General features: G+C 75.5%; 17 protein-coding genes, 2 tRNA genes and 1 pseudogene. 12 read left to right on the forward strand and 8 right to left on the reverse strand.

Going from position 1 to position 17195, the window contains the following annotated elements; genetic code table 11:
- The 4 genes from FA014_RS10610 to FA014_RS10625 form a co-directional block, all read left to right on the forward strand.
- A partial coding sequence (locus FA014_RS10610) for an ABC transporter permease (protein ID WP_419178391.1) occupies positions 1-807 on the forward strand: 807 nt, incomplete at its 5' end.
- Between the two features lie 111 nt (positions 808-918).
- Positions 919-2082: an ABC transporter substrate-binding protein gene (locus tag FA014_RS10615; protein ID WP_154729658.1), complete on the forward strand. Its 1164-nt coding sequence runs from the start codon at positions 919-921 to the stop codon at positions 2080-2082.
- Between the two features lie 121 nt (positions 2083-2203).
- The gene (locus FA014_RS10620) at positions 2204-3517 is read left to right on the forward strand and encodes an aspartate aminotransferase family protein (RefSeq protein WP_154729659.1); all 1314 of its coding nucleotides are present in this window, start codon (positions 2204-2206) and stop codon (positions 3515-3517) included.
- A gap of 182 nt (positions 3518-3699) precedes the next feature.
- Positions 3700-4458, forward strand: a complete 759-nt coding sequence (locus tag FA014_RS10625; protein ID WP_154729660.1) for an SDR family oxidoreductase — start codon at positions 3700-3702, stop codon at positions 4456-4458.
- A gap of 61 nt (positions 4459-4519) precedes the next feature.
- On the opposite strand, the gene FA014_RS10630 is transcribed toward FA014_RS10625, so the two are convergent.
- Positions 4520-6040, reverse strand: a complete 1521-nt coding sequence (locus tag FA014_RS10630) for a peptide MFS transporter (RefSeq protein ID WP_154729661.1) — start codon at positions 6038-6040, stop codon at positions 4520-4522.
- A gap of 225 nt (positions 6041-6265) precedes the next feature.
- Between FA014_RS10630 and FA014_RS10635 the strand changes: the two genes are divergently transcribed.
- Together FA014_RS10635 and FA014_RS10640 are read left to right on the forward strand one after the other, a co-directional pair.
- Positions 6266-7678 carry a glutamate decarboxylase gene (locus tag FA014_RS10635; protein ID WP_154729662.1) on the forward strand — a complete coding sequence of 471 codons (1413 nt, stop codon included), beginning with the start codon at positions 6266-6268 and terminating at the stop codon, positions 7676-7678.
- Positions 7679-7731: 53 nt separating this feature from the next.
- Complete coding sequence (locus FA014_RS10640; RefSeq protein WP_154729663.1) at positions 7732-8313, forward strand: YrhK family protein; 582 nt, start codon at positions 7732-7734, stop codon at positions 8311-8313.
- Here the strand turns inward: FA014_RS10640 and FA014_RS10645 are convergent.
- Positions 8311-8384: transfer RNA gene (locus FA014_RS10645), tRNA-Ile, on the reverse strand. The genes FA014_RS10640 and FA014_RS10645 overlap by 3 nt on opposite strands.
- Positions 8385-8448: 64 nt before the next feature.
- Between FA014_RS10645 and FA014_RS10650 the strand changes: the two genes are divergently transcribed.
- Both FA014_RS10650 and FA014_RS10655 read left to right on the forward strand, forming a co-directional pair.
- Complete coding sequence (locus tag FA014_RS10650; RefSeq protein ID WP_154729664.1) at positions 8449-9006, forward strand: hypothetical protein; 558 nt, start codon at positions 8449-8451, stop codon at positions 9004-9006.
- An 87-nt stretch (positions 9007-9093) separates the two neighbouring features.
- Positions 9094-9169, forward strand: a tRNA-Asn gene (locus tag FA014_RS10655).
- 86 nt (positions 9170-9255) lie between these two features.
- Here FA014_RS10655 and FA014_RS10660 read toward each other — a convergent pair.
- Positions 9256-9642, reverse strand: a complete 387-nt coding sequence (locus FA014_RS10660) for a VOC family protein (RefSeq protein WP_154729665.1) — start codon at positions 9640-9642, stop codon at positions 9256-9258.
- 248 nt (positions 9643-9890) lie between these two features.
- Here FA014_RS10660 and FA014_RS10665 point away from each other — a divergent pair, with 248 nt between their 5' ends.
- Complete coding sequence (locus tag FA014_RS10665) at positions 9891-10028, forward strand: hypothetical protein (protein WP_154729666.1); 138 nt, start codon at positions 9891-9893, stop codon at positions 10026-10028.
- A gap of 19 nt (positions 10029-10047) precedes the next feature.
- Here FA014_RS10665 and FA014_RS10670 read toward each other — a convergent pair whose 3' ends face one another.
- Positions 10048-10557 (reverse strand): ASCH domain-containing protein, encoded by a 510-nt coding sequence (locus FA014_RS10670; RefSeq protein ID WP_154729667.1) that lies wholly within the window; start codon positions 10555-10557, stop codon positions 10048-10050.
- A gap of 150 nt (positions 10558-10707) precedes the next feature.
- Here FA014_RS10670 and FA014_RS10675 point away from each other — a divergent pair, with 150 nt between their 5' ends.
- Positions 10708-11277 carry a CG0192-related protein gene (locus tag FA014_RS10675; protein ID WP_154729668.1) on the forward strand — a complete coding sequence of 190 codons (570 nt, stop codon included), beginning with the start codon at positions 10708-10710 and terminating at the stop codon, positions 11275-11277.
- Between the two features lie 16 nt (positions 11278-11293).
- Here the strand turns inward: FA014_RS10675 and efeB are convergent, their stop codons facing one another.
- The 4 genes from efeB to FA014_RS10695 all read right to left on the reverse strand — a co-directional run bounded on the left by efeB (position 11294) and on the right by FA014_RS10695 (position 15803).
- Complete coding sequence (efeB, locus tag FA014_RS10680; protein WP_154729669.1) at positions 11294-12628, reverse strand: iron uptake transporter deferrochelatase/peroxidase subunit; 1335 nt, start codon at positions 12626-12628, stop codon at positions 11294-11296.
- Positions 12629-12707: 79 nt separating this feature from the next.
- Positions 12708-13907 (reverse strand): iron uptake system protein EfeO, encoded by a 1200-nt coding sequence (gene efeO / locus FA014_RS10685; RefSeq protein WP_154729670.1) that lies wholly within the window; start codon positions 13905-13907, stop codon positions 12708-12710.
- Between the two features lie 69 nt (positions 13908-13976).
- The gene (gene efeU / locus FA014_RS10690) at positions 13977-14855 is read right to left on the reverse strand and encodes an iron uptake transporter permease EfeU (RefSeq protein ID WP_154729671.1); all 879 of its coding nucleotides are present in this window, start codon (positions 14853-14855) and stop codon (positions 13977-13979) included.
- Between the two features lie 138 nt (positions 14856-14993).
- Entirely contained in the window at positions 14994-15803 is an 810-nt protein-coding gene (locus FA014_RS10695; RefSeq protein ID WP_154729672.1) for a prepilin peptidase, read from the reverse strand.
- Between the two features lie 484 nt (positions 15804-16287).
- Here FA014_RS10695 and FA014_RS10700 point away from each other — a divergent pair, with 484 nt between their 5' ends.
- Positions 16288-16689 (forward strand): hypothetical protein, encoded by a 402-nt coding sequence (locus FA014_RS10700; RefSeq protein ID WP_154729673.1) that lies wholly within the window; start codon positions 16288-16290, stop codon positions 16687-16689.
- 278 nt (positions 16690-16967) lie between these two features.
- Positions 16968-17195, forward strand: a pseudogene (locus FA014_RS20680) (hypothetical protein); the annotation flags it as partial.

Consider the following 17195-nt stretch of genomic DNA (forward strand, 5'->3'; position numbering starts at 1 on the left):
GCGCCCGCCGCACCCGCGCCTGCGCGCTCCGCCCGCGCCCGCCGCGCCGGTGCCGCGTGGGGCCACCGCGCCGCACCCGTCGTGCTGCTCGCGGTGCTCGTCGCCGCGTGGCAGGCCGTCGTCACCCTCGGCGACGTCCCGCCGTTCCTGCTGCCCGGCCCGGTGGCCATCGCCGGCGAGTTCGCCGAGTTCCTGCCGACGATCGCCTCGGCGGCGCTGGTCACCGGCACCAACGCGCTGGTCGGCCTCGTGATCGGCGCGGTGGTGGCGATCGCGGCCGCGATCCTGGCCTCCGCCGTGCGGGCCGTGGACCTGCTGCTGGACCCGGTGGTCGCCGGGCTCGCGGTGGTCCCGGTCGTCGCGCTCGCCCCGGTGCTCTACACGATGTACGGCGCCTCGGTGGAGACCGGGCGGCAGATCGTGGTGGCCGTCGCGGTCGGGGTGCCGGTGTTCGTGAACACGCTGCGCGGGCTCCGGCAGGTCCGGCCCGTGCACCGCGACCTGATGCGCGCCTACGCGGCCACGCCGCGGCAGGCGACCCGGGCCGTGACGATCCCGACCGCCCTGCCGCACCTGTTCACGGGTCTGCGGCTGGCGTCGTCGCTCGCCGTGATCTCCGCGATCGTCGCCGAGTACTTCGGCGGCCCGCGGTCCGGCATCGGGTCGTTCATCACCACGGCCGCGGCGGGGTCGAACTACGCCCGCGCCTGGGCCTACGTGCTCGGCGGCGTGCTCGTCGGGCTGCTGTTCTACGGGGCCACCTCCGCCGTCGAGCGGTGGGGGACCCGCGGGGTGCGCCGGACCTGAGGGCCGCGCTCCACCACGTCCCGCGCCCCGGGGGGTCGGCGCGGGCGGCACCACCCCACCTGCCGAGGGCGCCAGGCGGGCTCTCCCGTGATGCGACGACAAGGGGACGACATGAGGAACACCACCAGGCGGGCCCGCCTCGGGCTCGGGACGCTCGGCGTCGTGGCGGCGCTCGCGCTGACCGCGTGCGGCGGCTCGGACGACACCGCCGGCAGCGCGTCGACGGAGTCCGGCGGCGACGACGGGGGCCTGACCCCCGTGAAGCTCCAGCTCCAGTGGCTGACCCAGGCCCAGTTCTCCGGCTACTACGCCGCGCTGGACCAGGGCTACTACGAGGACGCGGGGCTGGACGTCGAGATCCTCCCCAGCGGCGGCGACATCGTGCCGCAGGACGCGCTCGCGAACGGCGAGGTCGACTACGCGATCGCGTGGGTGCCCAAGGTGCTCGGCTCGATCGAGCAGGGCGCGGACATCACCGACGTGGCGCAGATCTTCGAGCGGTCGGCCACCCTCCAGGTGTCCTTCGCGGACGCGGGGATCGACTCGGTCGCGGACCTCGAGGGCAAGACGATCGGCTCCTGGGGCTACGGCAACGAGTGGGAGCTGTTCGCCGGGCTCAACAAGGCGGGCGTGACGGACTTCGAGATCGTCCAGCAGGCGTTCGACATGAACGCGTTCCTGGCGGGCGACATCGACGCCGCGCAGGCCATGACCTACAACGAGTACGCCCAGCTGCTCGAGACCGAGAACCCCGAGACCGGCGAGCTCTACCAGCCCGAGGACTTCTCGGTCATCGACTGGAACGACGAGGGCACCGCCATGCTCCAGGACGCCATCTGGGCGGACGCGGGCCGGCTGGCCGACGACCCCGAGTACGCCGAGACGACGGTCGCGTTCCTCAAGGCGTCCATCCAGGGCTGGATCTACGCCCGGGACAACCCGCAGGAGGCCGCCGACATCGTCACGGCCGCGGGCTCGACCCTCGGCACCAGCCACCAGCTCTGGATGACGAACGAGGTCAACAAGCTCATCTGGCCGTCGACCTCCGGCGGCATCGGCCTGATCGACCCGGACGCCTGGGACGCCACCGTCGCGATGGCCAAGGAGACCTCCAACGAGACCGGCGCGACGATCATCAGCGCCGACCCGCCGGAGACCGCGTACACCAACGAGTACGTGCAGCAGGCGCTGGACGAGCTCGAGGCCGAGGGCGTCGACACCGAGGGCGCGGACTTCGCCCCCCTCACGGTCGAGCTCCAGCCCGGCGGCAACTGACCCGCGCGCGCTCACCCACGCGCTCTCCGCGCCGAGTGTCCAGGAACCGAGGCGATCTGCCCCGGCACGTCCCTGGGTTTCTGGACACTCGGCGCTCCGCTCTCACGGAAGGCCCGCAGGCATGACCTCATCCGACGGGGTGCTCGCGCTCGAGCTCGACCGCGCGCACGTGTTCCACTCCTGGTCCGCGCAGGGCGCGCTCGCGCCGCTCGTCGTGGCCGGCGCGTCCGGCTGCGAGGTCACGCTGGCCGACGGCCGGACGCTGCTCGACTTCAGCAGCCAGCTCGTCAACACGAACATCGGTCACCAGCACCCGCGGGTGGTGGCCGCGATCGCGGAGCAGGCGGGGCGGCTGACCACCGTCGCCCCCTCGCACGCGGTGCTGCCGCGCGGGCGGGCCGCCGAGGCGATCCTCCGGCACGCGCCCGCCGGGTTCTCCAAGGTGTTCTTCACGAACGGCGGCGCCGACGCCAACGAGAACGCCATCCGGATGGCGCGCCTGGTCACCGGCCGGGACAAGGTGCTGTCCGCCTACCGCTCGTACCACGGCAACACCGGCGCGGCCGTGGTCGCGACCGGCGACTGGCGGCGGGTGCCGAACGAGTACGCCCGCGGGCACGTGCACTGCTTCGGGCCGTACCTGTACCGCTCCGAGTTCTGGGCGTCGACCCCCGAGGAGGAGTGCGAGCGCGCGCTGCGGCACCTGGAGCGGGTCGTCGTGTCCGAGGGGGCGACGTCGATCGCGGCGATCCTGCTCGAGACCGTGCCCGGCACGGCGGGCGTGCTCGTGCCGCCTCCGGGGTACCTGGCCGGGGTGCGGGAGATCGCCGACCGGCACGGCATCCTGCTGATCCTCGACGAGGTGATGGCCGGGTTCGGCCGCACCGGGTCGTGGTTCGCCCTCGACCAGCACGACGTGGTGCCCGACCTGGTCACCTTCGCCAAGGGGGTCAACTCCGGCTACGTCCCCGCCGGCGGCGTCCTGCTGTCCGACGCTGTCGCGCACGCCTTCGACGACCGGGTGTACCCCGGCGGGCTCACCTACTCCGGGCACCCGCTGGCGATGGCCGCCGTCGTCGCGACCATCGAGGCGATGGAGGACGAGAAGGTCGTCGAGAACGCCGCCCGCATCGGCAGCGACGTGCTCGCGCCGGGGCTCGCGGCGCTCGCGGACGCGCACCCGTCGGTCGGCGAGGTGCGCGGGACCGGGGTGTTCTGGGCGCTGGAGCTGGTCGCGGACCGGGCGACCCGGGAGCCCGTCGGCGCCGCGGCGATGGGCGCGGTCAAGGCCGGCCTGCTCGACCGGGGCCTGCTGCCGTTCGTCCAGGACAACCGGATCCACGTCGTCCCGCCCTGCGTGGTCACCGACGCCCAGGTCGCGACCGCCCTCGCGGCCTACGACGAGGTCCTGAGCGCCCTCGACGCCACCCCCTGACCCCACCCGCGCCCTGCCCGCCCCCGCCCCGCCCGCGCCCCGCCCCGCCCCTGGTTCCCACCCGATCGTCGCCACGCACCCCGATCGACCGGGTGGCGGCGCGACGATCGGGTGGGGAACCGGTCGTAGGGTCGTTCCGGCCGCGCCCGCACCACGCCCGCTCCACCCGAGAGGACCCCCGCATGTCCGAGAACGCCAGCCCCGCCCTCCGCGCCGTCGTCACCGGTGCCTCCAGCGGGATCGGCGCCGCGACCGTCCGCCGGCTGCGCGCCGAGGGCTGGGACGTCGTCGCCGTCGCCCGCCGCGCCGACCGGCTCGAGGCCCTGGCCGCCGAGACCGGCGCCGAGCCGTTCGTCGCCGACCTCACCAGCGACGACGACGTGGCCCGCCTGGCCGCGCACGTCGAGGAGACCGGCGGCCTGACGTCGCTCGTCAACAACGCCGGCGGCGCCCTGGGCCTCGACCCGGTGGCCGAGGCCGACGTCGACGGCTGGCGCCGGATGTACGAGGTCAACGTGCTCGGCACGCTGCGCGTCACCAAGGCCCTGCTCCCGCAGCTCAAGGCCAGCGGCCGCGGCGACGTCCTGGTCGTCACGTCCACCGCGGCGATCGCGCCCTACGAGGGCGGCGCGGGCTACACGGGCGCCAAGCACGCCGAGCGGATGCTCACCACCACGCTGCGACTGGAGCTCATCGGGGAGCCGGTGCGGGTCATCGACATCGCCCCGGGCGCCGTCGCGACCGAGGAGTTCTCGCTCGTCCGGTTCGGCGGGGACGCCGAGCGCGCGGCGAAGGTCTACGAGGGCTACCAGCCGCTGCTCGCCGAGGACATCGCGGACGTCATCGCGTTCGCCCTGACCCGGCCGCACCACGTGAACATCGACACGCTCGTGGTCCGGCCGCGGGCCCAGGTGTCGAACACGCAGACCGCGCGGTCCTGACGACGCGCGGGTGCGGTGCCGGGGGCCGGACGACCCGCGGCACCGCGCCCGTCGCGGCCGGTCACGTCCCGGCGCTCACCGTGCCCTCCATCTCGTCCGCCCGGCGGATGTGCCGCGTGACCCACGGCGACAGCACCAGCAGCGCCACCGCGAACACCAGCGCCACCGCGCCGATCCCGCCGAAGTAGGCGGTGTCGGAGGCGCCCTCGGTCGCCTTGATGAGCTGCGCGGTGATCGCCTGGCCCGCGGCCGGCGCCAGGAACCACACCGCCATGGCCTGGTTCCGGAACGCGCGCGGCGCGAGCAGCGTCGTCGCGGCCAGGCCGACCGGGGACAGGCACAGCTCGCCGAGCGTCTGGATCACGTAGACGACGACGAGCACCCACGCCGGCGCGAGGCGGTCGACGAACACCGCCGACGCGAGCGACATCGCGAGGAACGAGACCGCCGCCAGCGCCAGGCCGATCGCGAACTTGGTCGCGGTCGGCGGGCGGTCGTGCGTCTTCGACCAGATCCACGCGAACACCGGCGCCAGGATGATGATCGACAGCGGGTTCACCGACTGGAAGAACTCCGGGCTGATCGTCACGCCGAAGAAGCTGAGCTCGGTGCGGTTGGCCGCGAACGCCGCGAGCGTCGTCGCCGCCTGCTCGAAGATCATCCAGAACAGCATCGCGCCGACGAACAGCGGGATGTACGCGATCACGCGGGGTCGCTCGGCGTCGGTGACCTTGGGGGAGCGGTACATCACCACGAAGTACGCCACCGGTGCGATGAACGCCAGGTACGACATCGTGTCGATGAACGTGTCCAGGTTGAACCCGCCCGAGACGACCGCGGCGATCAGCCCGACGACCACGATCCCGGCGACCAGGCCGAGGAACCCGCGGATCAGCTTCACGCGCTCCTCGGGGCGCACCGGGTTCGGCGCGACGCCGCCGGCCCGCCCGAGGTACCTGCCGCCCGCCACGAAGAACACCAGGGCGATCGCCATGCCGACGGCCGCGACGAGGAAGCCGGCGTGGTACCCGCCCCAGGCGCGCGCCGCGCCGACCAGGAACGGCGCCGTGAACGAGCCGATGTTGATGCCCATGTAGAAGATCGAGAACGCCGAGTCGCGGCGCTCGTCGTCGCGGGCGTAGAGCTCGCCGACCATGCTCGACACGTTGGGCTTCAGCAGGCCGGTGCCGAGGGCGACCAGGGCGATGCCGAGGTACGACGACCCCGCCGACGGGATCGCCAGGCAGACGTGCCCGGCCGCGATGATGATGCCGCCGATCAGCACCGACCGGCGGGCGCCGATCACCCGGTCCGCCAGCCAGCCGCCGACCACCGACAGCAGGTAGACGCTGGTGCCGTAGATCGACACGAGCGCCAGGCCGGTCGTCTCCGCGATGTCCAGGCCGCCGTTGCGGACGGAGTCGGTCAGGTAGTACAGCAGGATGGCGCGCATCCCGTAGTAGCTGAACCGCTCCCACAGCTCGGTGGTGAACAGCGTCATCAGGCCACGCGGGTGGCCGAAGAACGCGCGGTCGCCGGCCAGCTGCCCGGCCGGGGGTTCGCCGTGGGCGGCGGTGGTCATGGGGTGACTCCTGACGCTCGTCGTGGCGCGCCAGGACGACGACACCGAAATCCAGAATGTGGCCCCCCGTCGCACCACGGCAACAGGACCATGGGCCCGTGAGGTGCTCGGCGGCCCCGCTAAAGGGGCGCGGGGCGCGTGCGACCCGCGCTGCTACGGTCGCCTCGTCCGGACGGACCCCCCGCCGTCGCACCGCGTCACCGACGACCGCGAAGGGGCCCGCCCATGACCAGCGACGGCCGAGCCGCGCTGCCGATCCACGGCCGCGCCAGCTTCCGCACCGCCATCGACCGCACCGAGTTCCCGCCGCACGGGCTGGACCCGGACGAGGTCTACGAGCTGCTGCACACCGGGCTGATGCTCGACGGCCGGGAGACGCTGAACCTCGCCTCGTTCGTCACCACCTGGATGGAGCCCCAGGCGGAGGCGCTGATCCACGACACGCTGCGCAAGAACCACATCGACCACGAGGAGTACCCGGTGGCCTCGCTCGTCGAGGAGGCCTGCGTGCACATGCTCGGCGACCTGTTCCACGCGCCCGACCCCGCGGCCGTGGTCGGCGTCGCGACCATCGGGTCGTCCGAGGCGATCATGCTCGGGCTGCTGGCGCACAAGCGGACCTGGCGGCACCGCCGGGAGGCGGCGGGCCTGCCGGCCGACCGGCCCAACGTCGTGTTCGGCGCCGAGACCCACGTGGTCTGGGACAAGTTCGCCAACTACTTCGACGTCGAGATGCGCAAGATCCCGATGCGCCCCGACCGGTACACGATCACCGCCGAGGACGTGGCGTCCCGGGTCGACGAGCGCACGATCGCCGTCGGTGCGGTGCTCGGCACCACCCACATCGGGGAGGCCGACCCGGTCGCCGACATCGACGCGGCGCTGGTGCGGATCAAGCGCGACCGCGGCTGGGACGTCCCGCTGCACGTCGACGGGGCGAGCGGGGCGTTCATCGCGCCGTTCGCCGAGCCCGACCTGGCGTGGGACTTCCGCCTGGAGCAGGTCGCGTCGATCAACGCGTCGGGGCACAAGTACGGCCTCGTCTACCCCGGGGTGGGCTGGCTGCTGTTCCGCGACGCGTCGCGGCTGCCCGAGGACCTGGTGTTCAGCGTGAACTACCTCGGCGGCGCGCAGCCGACCTACACGTTCAACTTCTCCCGGGGCTCGGCGATGGTCCAGGCGCAGATGTACAACTTCCTGCGGCTCGGGCGCGACGGGTACACCGCGGTCGTCGAGACGATGCTGGCGAACGCGCGGTACCTCAACGAGTCGCTCGCGGCGACCGGCCGGTTCGAGATCCTCAACCCCGGGCTCTCGGAGCCGGTGGTCACGTTCCGGCTGACCGGCGACCCGGGGTTCGACGTCTACCACCTGTCCGCCCGGCTGCGGGAGTTCGGCTGGATCGTGCCCGCGTACAGCCTCCCGCCGGACGCCGAGGACGTGCACCTGATGCGGGTCGTCGTCCGCCTCGACCTCAGCCGGCTCATGATCGACCAGCTGCTGCGCGACCTCGAGCTGGCGTGCACCGCGCTCGCGGCGGAGTCGCCGTCGCCCCGCCTGCACCCGGCCCCGGACCTGTGGACCGCGCCCGCGCACGCCGCGGCGCGGAGCAAGGTGCGCACCGGCCTGCGGCCGTGACCCGGGCGCGGCCGGCGGGTGCCGCGCGCCCGGTCCGGCCGAGCGCGGCGAGCGTGCGGCTCGGGCTCCTGTTCGGGCTCGGGTCGGTGTGCTTCGCCGTCGGCTCGCTGCCGCTGTACGCCGCGCGGGTCGCCCCGGAGGTCGCGGCGTGGACGTTCGTCGTCGGGTCGGTGCTGTTCACCTCGGCGGCCGCGCTCCAGCTGGCGGGCACGCCGCGGGGGCGGCGGCTCGACCGGTGGGCCGCGGTCGTCCAGCTGGTCGGCACCGTGTGCTTCAACGTGAGCACCTTCGCGGCCACCCGCGACCTCGCCGCGCTGCCGGCGCGGCACCTGGTGTGGGCGCCGGACGTGTACGGGTCGGCGTGCTTCCTGGTGGCGAGCGTGCTGGCGTGCGCGGCGGTGCGGCGGGCGGGGCCGGTCGACCGCCGGGTGGCGGCGGTGAACCTCGCGGGGTCGGTGGCCTTCGGCGCGGCCGCGGTCGCGGCGCGGTACGTCGCCGGGACGACCCAGGAGACGAACGTCGCCCTGGTGAACGCGGGGACGTTCGCCGGCGCCGTGTGCTTCCTCGCCGGGGCCGCACTGCTGCCCGTCGGGTCGGCGCGGGAACGGGCGGCTGCCCGCCCCGCGGGTGGGTAGGCCAGGTGGGGCTTGAACCCACGACCGACGGATTATGAGTCCGCTGCTCTGACCGGCTGAGCTACTGGCCCTCGGTGGCCGACAGGCTACCCCGACGGGCCGGGACCGCCCCGGGTCCGGCTACGGTGGGTCACCGTGCCGCTCTTCTCCCGCCGCCATGCCCTGCCCGACGACGTGCGCCGCGCCCTCGACCTGCCGGCCGGCGACCGGGTGCTCGCCGCCGCGGCCTCGGGCGACCGCTGGCTGGTCGCCACCCGCGTCGCGCTGTACCTCGCGGGCGGGACCCCCGGCGCGGCCGGTGCCCCGGGTGCGGCCGGGGCGGCCGTCGGCGGCGTGCCGGTGCGGCGGCACCTCTGGTCCGACGTCGACCGCGCGTCGTTCGCACCCGACCCGCCCGCGATCACGGTGCACTGGGTGTCCGGGGCGGCCGAGGAGCTGCCCCTCGAGCCGCCCGTCCCGGTGGCCTTCGCGCAGACCCTCCGGGAGCGGGTGCAGTCCTCGGTCGTGCACGTGGAGACGGTCACCGTGCCCGGCGCGGGTCCGGTCCGGGTCGCCCTGCGGCGCGGCGAGGCGGGGGAGCTGTTCACGCAGGTCATCGGCACCGGGCGGGTCGACCTCGCCGACCCCGGGGTGGCCGGGCTGCTCGACGCCGCCGAGGCGCGGGTGCGCGCCGCGGCGGGCCTCCGCGCGTGACCGGGAGCGGCCCCGCCGTCGTGACCGGGACCACGGGGGACGTGTCCGGAGCAGCCCCGGAGGGCTGCTAGAGTTCTTCCCGCACGATCCCTCGTAGCTCAATTGGCAGAGCATCCGACTGTTAATCGGACGGTTACTGGTTCGAGTCCAGTCGAGGGAGCCACCACGACCCCCAGCGGCCACCGCCGCTGGGGGTCGTGCCGTTCCCGGGCCGCCGGACGGGCCCGCGGGCGGTCGCCCCGGGGAGAGTCAGCGCGCGGCCGGACGCCCGAGCTCCGGGCGCAGCACGTAGTCGGTGAACCCCGTGACGTTGCCCCAGGGGTCGGCCACCTCGACCGTCCACCCCGTCCCGACCTCGAACGGCGGGGCGCACAGGGTCGCGCCCCGGTCGGTCAGCTCGCGTGCGGCCGCGCGGGCGTCCGGCACCTCGACCCACACCCGGTGCCCGTCGGTGCGCGGGGCGTCCACGACCTGCACCCCGAGGCCCGGCACCTCGTCCCCGACGGCGAACAGGGCGGTGCCCATCGCGTCGAACCGCCGGTGCAGGCGCAGGCCGAGGACGCCGGTGTAGAACGCCACGGCCTGGTCCAGGTCCCCGACCTGGCGGAAGACGTTGTCGATCCCGAGGACCTCCACGGTGCCCTGCCTCTCGTGTCGTGCGACCTCCGGCGGGAGCGCGGAGCCGCCCTGGCCACGCTAGGACGCGTCCGGGCCGAGGGGGTGGGACCACCGGGTCCCGGGCCGTGACGGGCGTGGCGCTGGTCACGGCGCCGGGTGCCGGCACGCGTGCCGCGACCCGCCGAGGACCTACGGCCCGGCACGGCCGCGCGGCAGGTCTGGCAGGATGCCCCGGTTCGTCCGAATCGCTGCAGGAAGTCAGGGTCATGCGCAGGATCGCCGTCGCCGGCATCGTGGGAGTCGTCGCACTGGGTCTCGTCGGGTGCGGGGAGCTGTCGGTGCACCGCACCGGGTCCCCGGACGCCCGGGAGGTCGCCGAGGCGCGCGCGGCGCTGACCGAGTAGCCGCGGGGACCCGGGCGGGTCAGTCCGCCGCCTCCGGCGGCCACACGACCCGGAACCGCTCCAGCACGATCTCGTCGGACTCGCTCCACACGGCGCCGCGGGCGGCGCAGGTGCGCTCCCAGTAGATCCGGTGCTGCTCGCGCCAGCTGCGCAGGCCGCGGTCGTCCTCGCCCTCGTCGAACGCGAAGTCGGCGTCGACCTCGCGGAAGGTCGCGATCCGCAGCTCGACCGTGCGGAGCACCAGGGCGGGCGCGCCGCGGCCGTCGCAGGCGACCCAGTGCGCGCCGACCCGCGGCAGCGGCTCGCCGCGGTGGGCGAACTCGGTCACCAGCTCGGCGGTCGCGCGCTTGTTGCCGTACCGGACGATGCCGAGCAGCTCGTCGCTGAGCTCGACGGAGTCGCCGAACCGGTCGACCACGTACTCGTCGCCCGCGGCGACCGCCTCGGGGTGCGCGGCGACGTACGCGCGCCAGAGCGCGTCGGCGGCGGCGGTGTCGAGGGGACCGGGCGGGGTGCGGTGCTGGTTCACCCGCGCATCCTCCCAGGCGGCGGTGCGTGCCGGTCGAGCGGTGCGCCGGGCCGAGCGAGCACCCGACACGTCGAGCGTGCATCCGCCGACTACTCGCTCGACGTGTCGGTTGCCCACTCGGCACCTCGGCGCCCCCGCTACCGTGGCGGCATGGCGATCATCCACCGGGCCACGCTCGTGCCGACCAAGGTCGAGCTCGTCGCGGCCTGGCTGCCCGCGCAGCCGTGGTTCGACGGGCCCGCGGCGGAGGTGCGGCCGGTCGGCGCGTACCGGTTCGACGACCCGGAGGGCGAGGTCGGCATCGAGTCGCACCTGCTCGACGTCGGCGGCCGGCTGGTGCACGTGCCGCTGACCTACCGCGGCGCCCCGCTGGCGGGCGCGGAGGAGCGGCTCGTCGGGACGATGGAGCACTCGGTGCTCGGCACCCGCTGGGTGTACGACGGCCCGGGGGACCCGGTGTACCGCGCCGAGCTCGCCCGGGTGGTCCGCGAGGGCGACACCCAGGTGCGGATGTGGGTCGAGACGCCCGAGGGCCGGGTCGAGCTGGAGCCGACGGTGCGGGTGCGGGGGAGCGGCGTCGCCGAGGCGGCCGCCGCCGGTGACCCCGAGGTGGTCGTCGTGCGGGAGCCGCTCGCCGGGGCCGAGGTCCCGGCGTCCCGGGCGCTCACCGGCACCTGGGCCGGCCAGGACGTCCCGGTGGTGCTGGCCTACCTGCCCTGAGGCGCGGGCGCCCCGGCTACGCGAACAGCGCCTGCCCCAGGAACGGCCCGTCCTGCGCGAGCACCGGCGTCCCGTCCGGCCCGGTGGGCAGCGCGCCGTCCGGCACGCCCGGCGGCACGGCGAACAGCCCGGACCCGGTGTGGACCAGGTACTCCATCAGCCCGTCCTGCGACGACAGCCGGGTCTGCATCGGCACGTAGTGCGTCCGCGGGTCGACGACGAACGCGAGGAAGAACAGCCCCGCGTCGAGCCGCCCCAGCGCGTCGTTGCCGTCGGTGAAGTTGTACCCGCGGCGCAGCATCCGGACGCCGTCGTTCTGCGTGGGGTGCGCGAGGCGGACGTGCGAGTCGAGTGCGACCAGCGGCTTCCCGTCGCCGCCCGAGGCGTCGAGGTCGGGCTCGGTGAACTCGGTGCCGCCGGACAGCGGCGCGCCCTCGCCCTTGGTCCGGCCGACGAGCGCCTCCTGCTCGCGCAGCGAGGAGCGGTCCCAGGTCTCGATGTGCATCCGGATCCGCCGGGCCACGAGGTAGGTGCCGCCGGTGAGCCAGGCCGCGTCGGTGCCGCCCTCGGCGGCCGCGTCCGCGGGTACCCAGACGTGCTCGTCGACGGCGGCGGGCTCCTCGGCCTTGAGGTTGGCGGTGCCGTCCTTGAAGCCGAACAGGTTCCGCGGCGTCTTCTGCGCGGTGCTGGTGGAGGAGGTGCGGCCGTAGCCGAGCTGGGTCCACCGGATCCGGGCGGTGCCGAAGGCGGCGCGGGACAGGTTCCGCACGGCGTGCACGGCGACCTGCGGGTCGTCGGCGCACGCCTGGACCACGAGGTCGCCGTCGCTGCGGGCGGGGTCGAGGTCGTCGCCCGCGAAGTGGGGGAGCGTGATCAGCCCGGCGGGCAGCCGCCCGGCCAGCCCGAACCGGTCCGCCTCGGCGCCGGGGGCCCCGACGAACAGCGACCGCCCGAACCCGATCGTGATCGTCAGCCCCGCGGCCGGCAGGTCCGCCGCCTCGCCGGTGTCGTCCGGCGGCGCGTCGTACGGGCCGGCGGCGGGGTCGAACTGGCCCGCCGGCAGCCCCTGGGTCATCCGGGCGGCCATCACGGTCCAGCGGCGCAGCAGGTCGACGAGCGCGTCGCGGTCCGTGGTCGTCACGTCGAACGCGGCGAGGTAGAGCCGGTCCTGCGCGGGCGTGACGATGCCGGCCTGGTGCGCGCCGGTGAACGGGTACGTGCGGTCGGCGGCGGACCCGGCGGACGCGCTCGCGGACCGCGCCTGCTCGACCGCCGCGGTCGCCGCGGCCCCGGCGGCCGCCGCGCCGACGACGAGGCCCCCGCCCAGGCCGAGCAGCGCCCGGCGGGACATCCCGCGCCGGCCCGCGGGCGCGCCGGCCCCGGGCGCGGCCCCCTCCGCCGCGCCCGGGACCGCCGTGCGCCCGTCCGTGTCAGGCCCCCGTCACGGTGCTGGTCAGCCGGGACAGCGGCTCGGACAGCGCGTCCACCGCGGCGGCCAGCTCGGTGACCTGCGCGTCGGTCAGGTCGGTGTACGGCGCGAAGCCGGCCTCCACCGAGCCCTGCGCGGCGAGCAGCGCCTCGAGCTCGACGAACCGCTGGTCGAGGTCGGCGGCCAGGTCGGGGTCCTGCTCGGTGACGACGTCCTGCAGCACCTCGTACGCGACCCGGGCGCCGTCGACGTTGGCCTGGAAGTCCCAGAGGTCGGTGTGCGACCAGATCTCCTCCTCACCGGTGACCTTGCCGGTGGCGACCTCGTCGAGCAGGCCCTTGGCGCCGTTCGCGATCTGGAACGCCTCGAACGTGAACCCGTCGGCGGTCACCTGGTCGACCAGCTTCTGGGTGTTCGCGACCAGGTCGTCCGCGGCGGCGGCGCGCTCCTCGGGGGTCAGCGGCACGTAGGTCTCGCCGCCGTTCGCGTCGGGCGCGGGCTGCCACAGGTCCTTCTCGATCAGGTGCCAGCCGGTCCAGGCCTGGCCGTCCTCGAGGTCGGCCTCGCGCAGGTCGAGCGCGGGGTCGAGGTCGCCGAACGACTCGGCGACCGGCTCGACGCGCTCCCAGTGCACCCGGGTCGCGGCGTACAGCTCACGCGCCCGGGCGTCGTCGCCGGCGGCGTAGGCGTCGGCGAACTCCTGCGTGCCGGCGATCAGCGAGCCGACCTGGTCCTTCACGTAGGCGACGTACGACGTCTCGGCGGCGGCGAGCTGGTCGGCCGTGTCGCCGGTCGGCCCGACGTCCTGGCCGGAGTCGGTGACGGTGAACGCCGCGCGGATGCCGTCGCCGACCATGCCGGGCTTGCACGCGGTGTAGTAGTCGCCGGGCGCGGCCTGCACCACGAGGTCGCGGGAGATGCCGGGGCCGATGTTCTCGATCTCGGACACGATCCGCAGGCCGTCGTCGGCCAGCAGGTAGAACTCGGTGACGTCGCTGCCGTCGTTGGTGACCGAGAACGTCAGGGTGCCGCTCGGCGCGCTGTCGGCGGACACCTCGCAGGCGTCGGCGGTCGAGCTGACCGTCAGCGCGCCGGCGGCGTCGCTGCTCGCGGCACCGCCGGCGGGGTCGTTCGGGACGCACGCCGCGAGCAGCGGCAGCAGGGCGACCGCGGCGGCGGCGCTCCAGGAGGTGCGGGACATCGAGGCTCCTTGTCAGGGCACGGGTCGTCGAGCCGGGGCGGCGGCGGGGGCGCCGCGCGGTGCTCGGGGTCAGGCGGCGGGCAGGGGGGAGGTCGTGGCCGGAGCGGGCGCCGCGGGGCGCGCGGGCGGGCGGCGGAAGGCGGTCCGCACGAAGAAGGTCATGGTCGGGACCACGTACGCGGTCCACGCGATCGCCTGGAGCCAGGTGGTGGCCGGCGTGAAGTTCAGGACGCCCTTCAGCAGCGTCCCGTACCAGCTGGTCGGCGGGACGGCGGCCGAGACGTCGAACGCCAGGCTGTGCAGGCCGGGCAGGATGCCGGCCTCCTGCAGGTCGTGGACGCCGTAGGAGAGCACGCCCGCGGCGACGAGCACGAGGAACGCGCCGGTCCAGGCGAAGAACCGCTGCAGGTCGAGCCGCATGACGCCGCGGTAGAGCGCCCAGGCGACGAGCACGGCGGTGGCCAGGCCGAGGGCGGCGCCCAGCAGGGGGGCGGCGGAGCCGCCGCGTGCCCCGGTGGTCGCGGTCGCCTGCGCGCTCGCCCAGAGGAACAGCGCGGTCTCCAGGCCCTCGCGCCCGACGGCGAGGCAGGCCATGACGACGACGGCCCGGCGGCCGGCCGCGGCGGCGTCGTCCAGCTTGTGCTGCAGGTCGCCCTTCAGGTGCCGGGCGGTGCGCGCCATCCAGAAGATCATCCAGGTCACCAGGCCCACGGCGACGATCGACAGGGAGCCGCCGATCGCCTCCTGCGCGGTGAACGACAGCCCCTGCGGCCCGAACGTCAGCAGCGCGCCGAACCCGAGCGACACGACCACCGCGACGCCGACGCCGGCCCACAGGGCGGGCAGCAGGTCGCGGCGCGCGGTGCGCACGAGGTAGGCGATGAGGATGCTGACGACGAGGGCGGCCTCGAGGCCCTCGCGCAGGCCGATCAGGTAGTTCGCGATCATCGGGCGGCTCCCGCGCGGGTGGGTGGTGGACGGTCCGTGCGCGCCCCGCCCACGGCACTCCCGACGAGCGCCGCGGCTAAGGCCAGGCGAACCTTACTCGCGGCACGGGGTGTCGCGGTACCTCGTCCCCGGCCGCGATCACACGGCGCCGGGGGACGAGGTCAGCAGCCCCGGGTACCAGGCGGGCACACGCTCGCCGACCGCGATGCCGAGCCACGCCCCGGCGAGCATCCACGGCCCGAACGGGATGCCGGACCCGCTGTCCGCGCGGCGGGTCACCAGCAGCCCGACGGCGTACAGCCCACCGAGGACGAACGCGGCGATCCCACCCACGGCGAGCGCCCCCCAGCCGAACCACCCGAGGCAGAGGCCGAGCACGCCCGCGAGCTTGACGTCGCCGAGCCCCACACCCCCCGGGGCGGCGAGCGTCGGCGCGAGGTAGAGCGCCAGGAGACCCGCACCGCCGACCGCCGCGCGGCCGAGCGCGCTCCAGGCCGGCTCGCCGCCGGGGTTCCAGGACGCCACGGCGAGCAGGGCCGCGCACACCGGGTAGGAGGGCAGCACGATCACGTCCGGCAGCCGGTGCACGTCCAGGTCGATCAGCGTGAGGACGACCGAGATCGCCGCCAGGTACAGCAGGGCGGGCAGTGCCCAGGTGAGGCCCTCGAGCGCGACGACGCCGACGAACAGCGCCGCCGTCGCGGCCCCGAGCAGCGGGTACCGGGGAGCCACGGGCTCGGCGCAGGTCCGGGACCGGCCCCGGAGCAGCAGCCACGGCAGCCCCGGCACGTCCTCCCGGGGGCGCTCCCGGTGCTCGGGGCCGGGGCACCCGCCCGGCGACGTCGCGACCGCCTCGCCGAGCAGGACCCGGCGGAGGACGACGTGGAGGAGCGAACCCGTCCCGAGACCGAGGAGGGCGGCGACGAGGACGAGGGGGGCGCTGGGCACGGGGCTCCTCGGCGGGCGGTGGGGGAGGGCGGGCAGCGGGTGTGGCGCGCGGGCGGCGGTCGCAGACGGTCATCGGGAGCGACGCCCGGGCTTCCAGCCTCGCCCGCGCCGCGGATGCGCTCGCACGACGGGGCCACCTACTCAGTGCGACCGCCACCGCCGTCACCCTCCGGGAACCCCCGCGCCGCGCACGGCACGGGGATAGCCTGCGAGGTGCGGTCGCGCGCGACAGCCGCGGCGCGGGACCGCACGCCACCCAGCAGCCGGACACCGGAGTGCTCTCATGGCCCCTCGACCGACGCGCCCCCTTCGCGCGGCCCGCGCGGCGGCCGCAGGTCGCACCACCGTCGGACCCGCGACGGGTGCCGCCCGGCCGGCCTCCCGACGACCACGGCGTGGCCTGGTCGTCGTCGGCGCGGTGGCCCTCCTGGTCGGGTGCGGGTCCACGCACGGTGCCGGCAGGTCGCCCGACGACCCCACGACCGTGCCCGCGGACCCGACACCGGGCCCGACCCTCGCGCTCGCCGCAGGCTCGTCGGTGGTGGGGCTGCCCGACGGCCTCGCCGCGCCCCCCGCGGAGGCGGTGGCGGGCGCCGCGCGCACCCCCGACGACGCGCTGATCTACGTCATCACCTCCGGGTCCGGCACCTGCCCGTCGATCGCCGGTCCCCGGGCGACGGACCGGGGCGACGGCACCGTGGCGGTCACGTTCACGGAGCCCGAGGACGGGCCGTGCACCAGGGACCGGGTCCCGGCGACGACCGTCGTCGCCCTGCCCGACGGGGTCGCGCCCGACAGCGACCTCGTGGTGGCGATCGGGGACGTCGGCGTGGTGACGCTGCCGGCCGGGTCGGCCGCGCCGGCGTGGGTGGGGGCCGGGGGGTGAGCGCGCGGCGCCGACCGGGGAGCGCACGGCGGACGCGTGCGCGGCTGGTGCGGGCGGTGCGGGCGGCGCGGGCGTCCGCGCGGGCGCGCGGGGCCTCCGGGGACACACCGCCCGTCGTCCACAGGCGTCGGTCGGGGACTGGCGGCCGCGGCGGGCCGCGCCGCTAGAGTCGGTGTCTCAGCCGCGCTCGACCGTCCCCCACCCCGGGAGCAGCACCGATGCGCGCAGATCCGGAACCTCCAGGTTCGCGACCCCGTCCCCCCGCCGACCCCTCGAGGGTGGTACCTGCCCCGCGTACCGGCCCCGAGCCGGCCGCAGGGCGGGCCGTCGGCACCACCCGCCCCGGAGATGACCAGACCCCCGCGCGGCGTCCTCGGCGCCGGGTCGCCGCGCAGGGCGACGCCGCCGCGGCGGGCGGGCACCGGGCCAGCGCGGCCTCGGCGTACCTGCGGGCGTCCGCGTACTTCGCGGTGGCGGTGAACGCGGTGGCGGCGCTCGCGTCGGAC

Source organism: Cellulomonas hominis, assembly GCF_005239125.1.
In the GTDB taxonomy this organism is placed as follows: domain Bacteria; phylum Actinomycetota; class Actinomycetes; order Actinomycetales; family Cellulomonadaceae; genus Cellulomonas; species Cellulomonas hominis_A.

Coding starts and splice junctions, on each gene's coding strand:
- FA014_RS10615 (WP_154729658.1), top strand. CDS start 919: ATGAGGAACACCACCAGGCGGGCCCGCCTCGGGCTCGGGACGCTCGGC.
- FA014_RS10620 (WP_154729659.1), top strand. CDS start 2,204: ATGACCTCATCCGACGGGGTGCTCGCGCTCGAGCTCGACCGCGCGCAC.
- FA014_RS10625 (WP_154729660.1), top strand. CDS start 3,700: ATGTCCGAGAACGCCAGCCCCGCCCTCCGCGCCGTCGTCACCGGTGCC.
- FA014_RS10630 (WP_154729661.1), bottom strand. CDS start 6,040: ATGACCACCGCCGCCCACGGCGAACCCCCGGCCGGGCAGCTGGCCGGC.
- FA014_RS10635 (WP_154729662.1), top strand. CDS start 6,266: ATGACCAGCGACGGCCGAGCCGCGCTGCCGATCCACGGCCGCGCCAGC.
- FA014_RS10665 (WP_154729666.1), top strand. CDS start 9,891: ATGCGCAGGATCGCCGTCGCCGGCATCGTGGGAGTCGTCGCACTGGGT.
- FA014_RS10675 (WP_154729668.1), top strand. CDS start 10,708: ATGGCGATCATCCACCGGGCCACGCTCGTGCCGACCAAGGTCGAGCTC.
- efeB (WP_154729669.1), bottom strand. CDS start 12,628: ATGTCCCGCCGGGCGCTGCTCGGCCTGGGCGGGGGCCTCGTCGTCGGC.
- efeO (WP_154729670.1), bottom strand. CDS start 13,907: ATGTCCCGCACCTCCTGGAGCGCCGCCGCCGCGGTCGCCCTGCTGCCG.
- efeU (WP_154729671.1), bottom strand. CDS start 14,855: ATGATCGCGAACTACCTGATCGGCCTGCGCGAGGGCCTCGAGGCCGCC.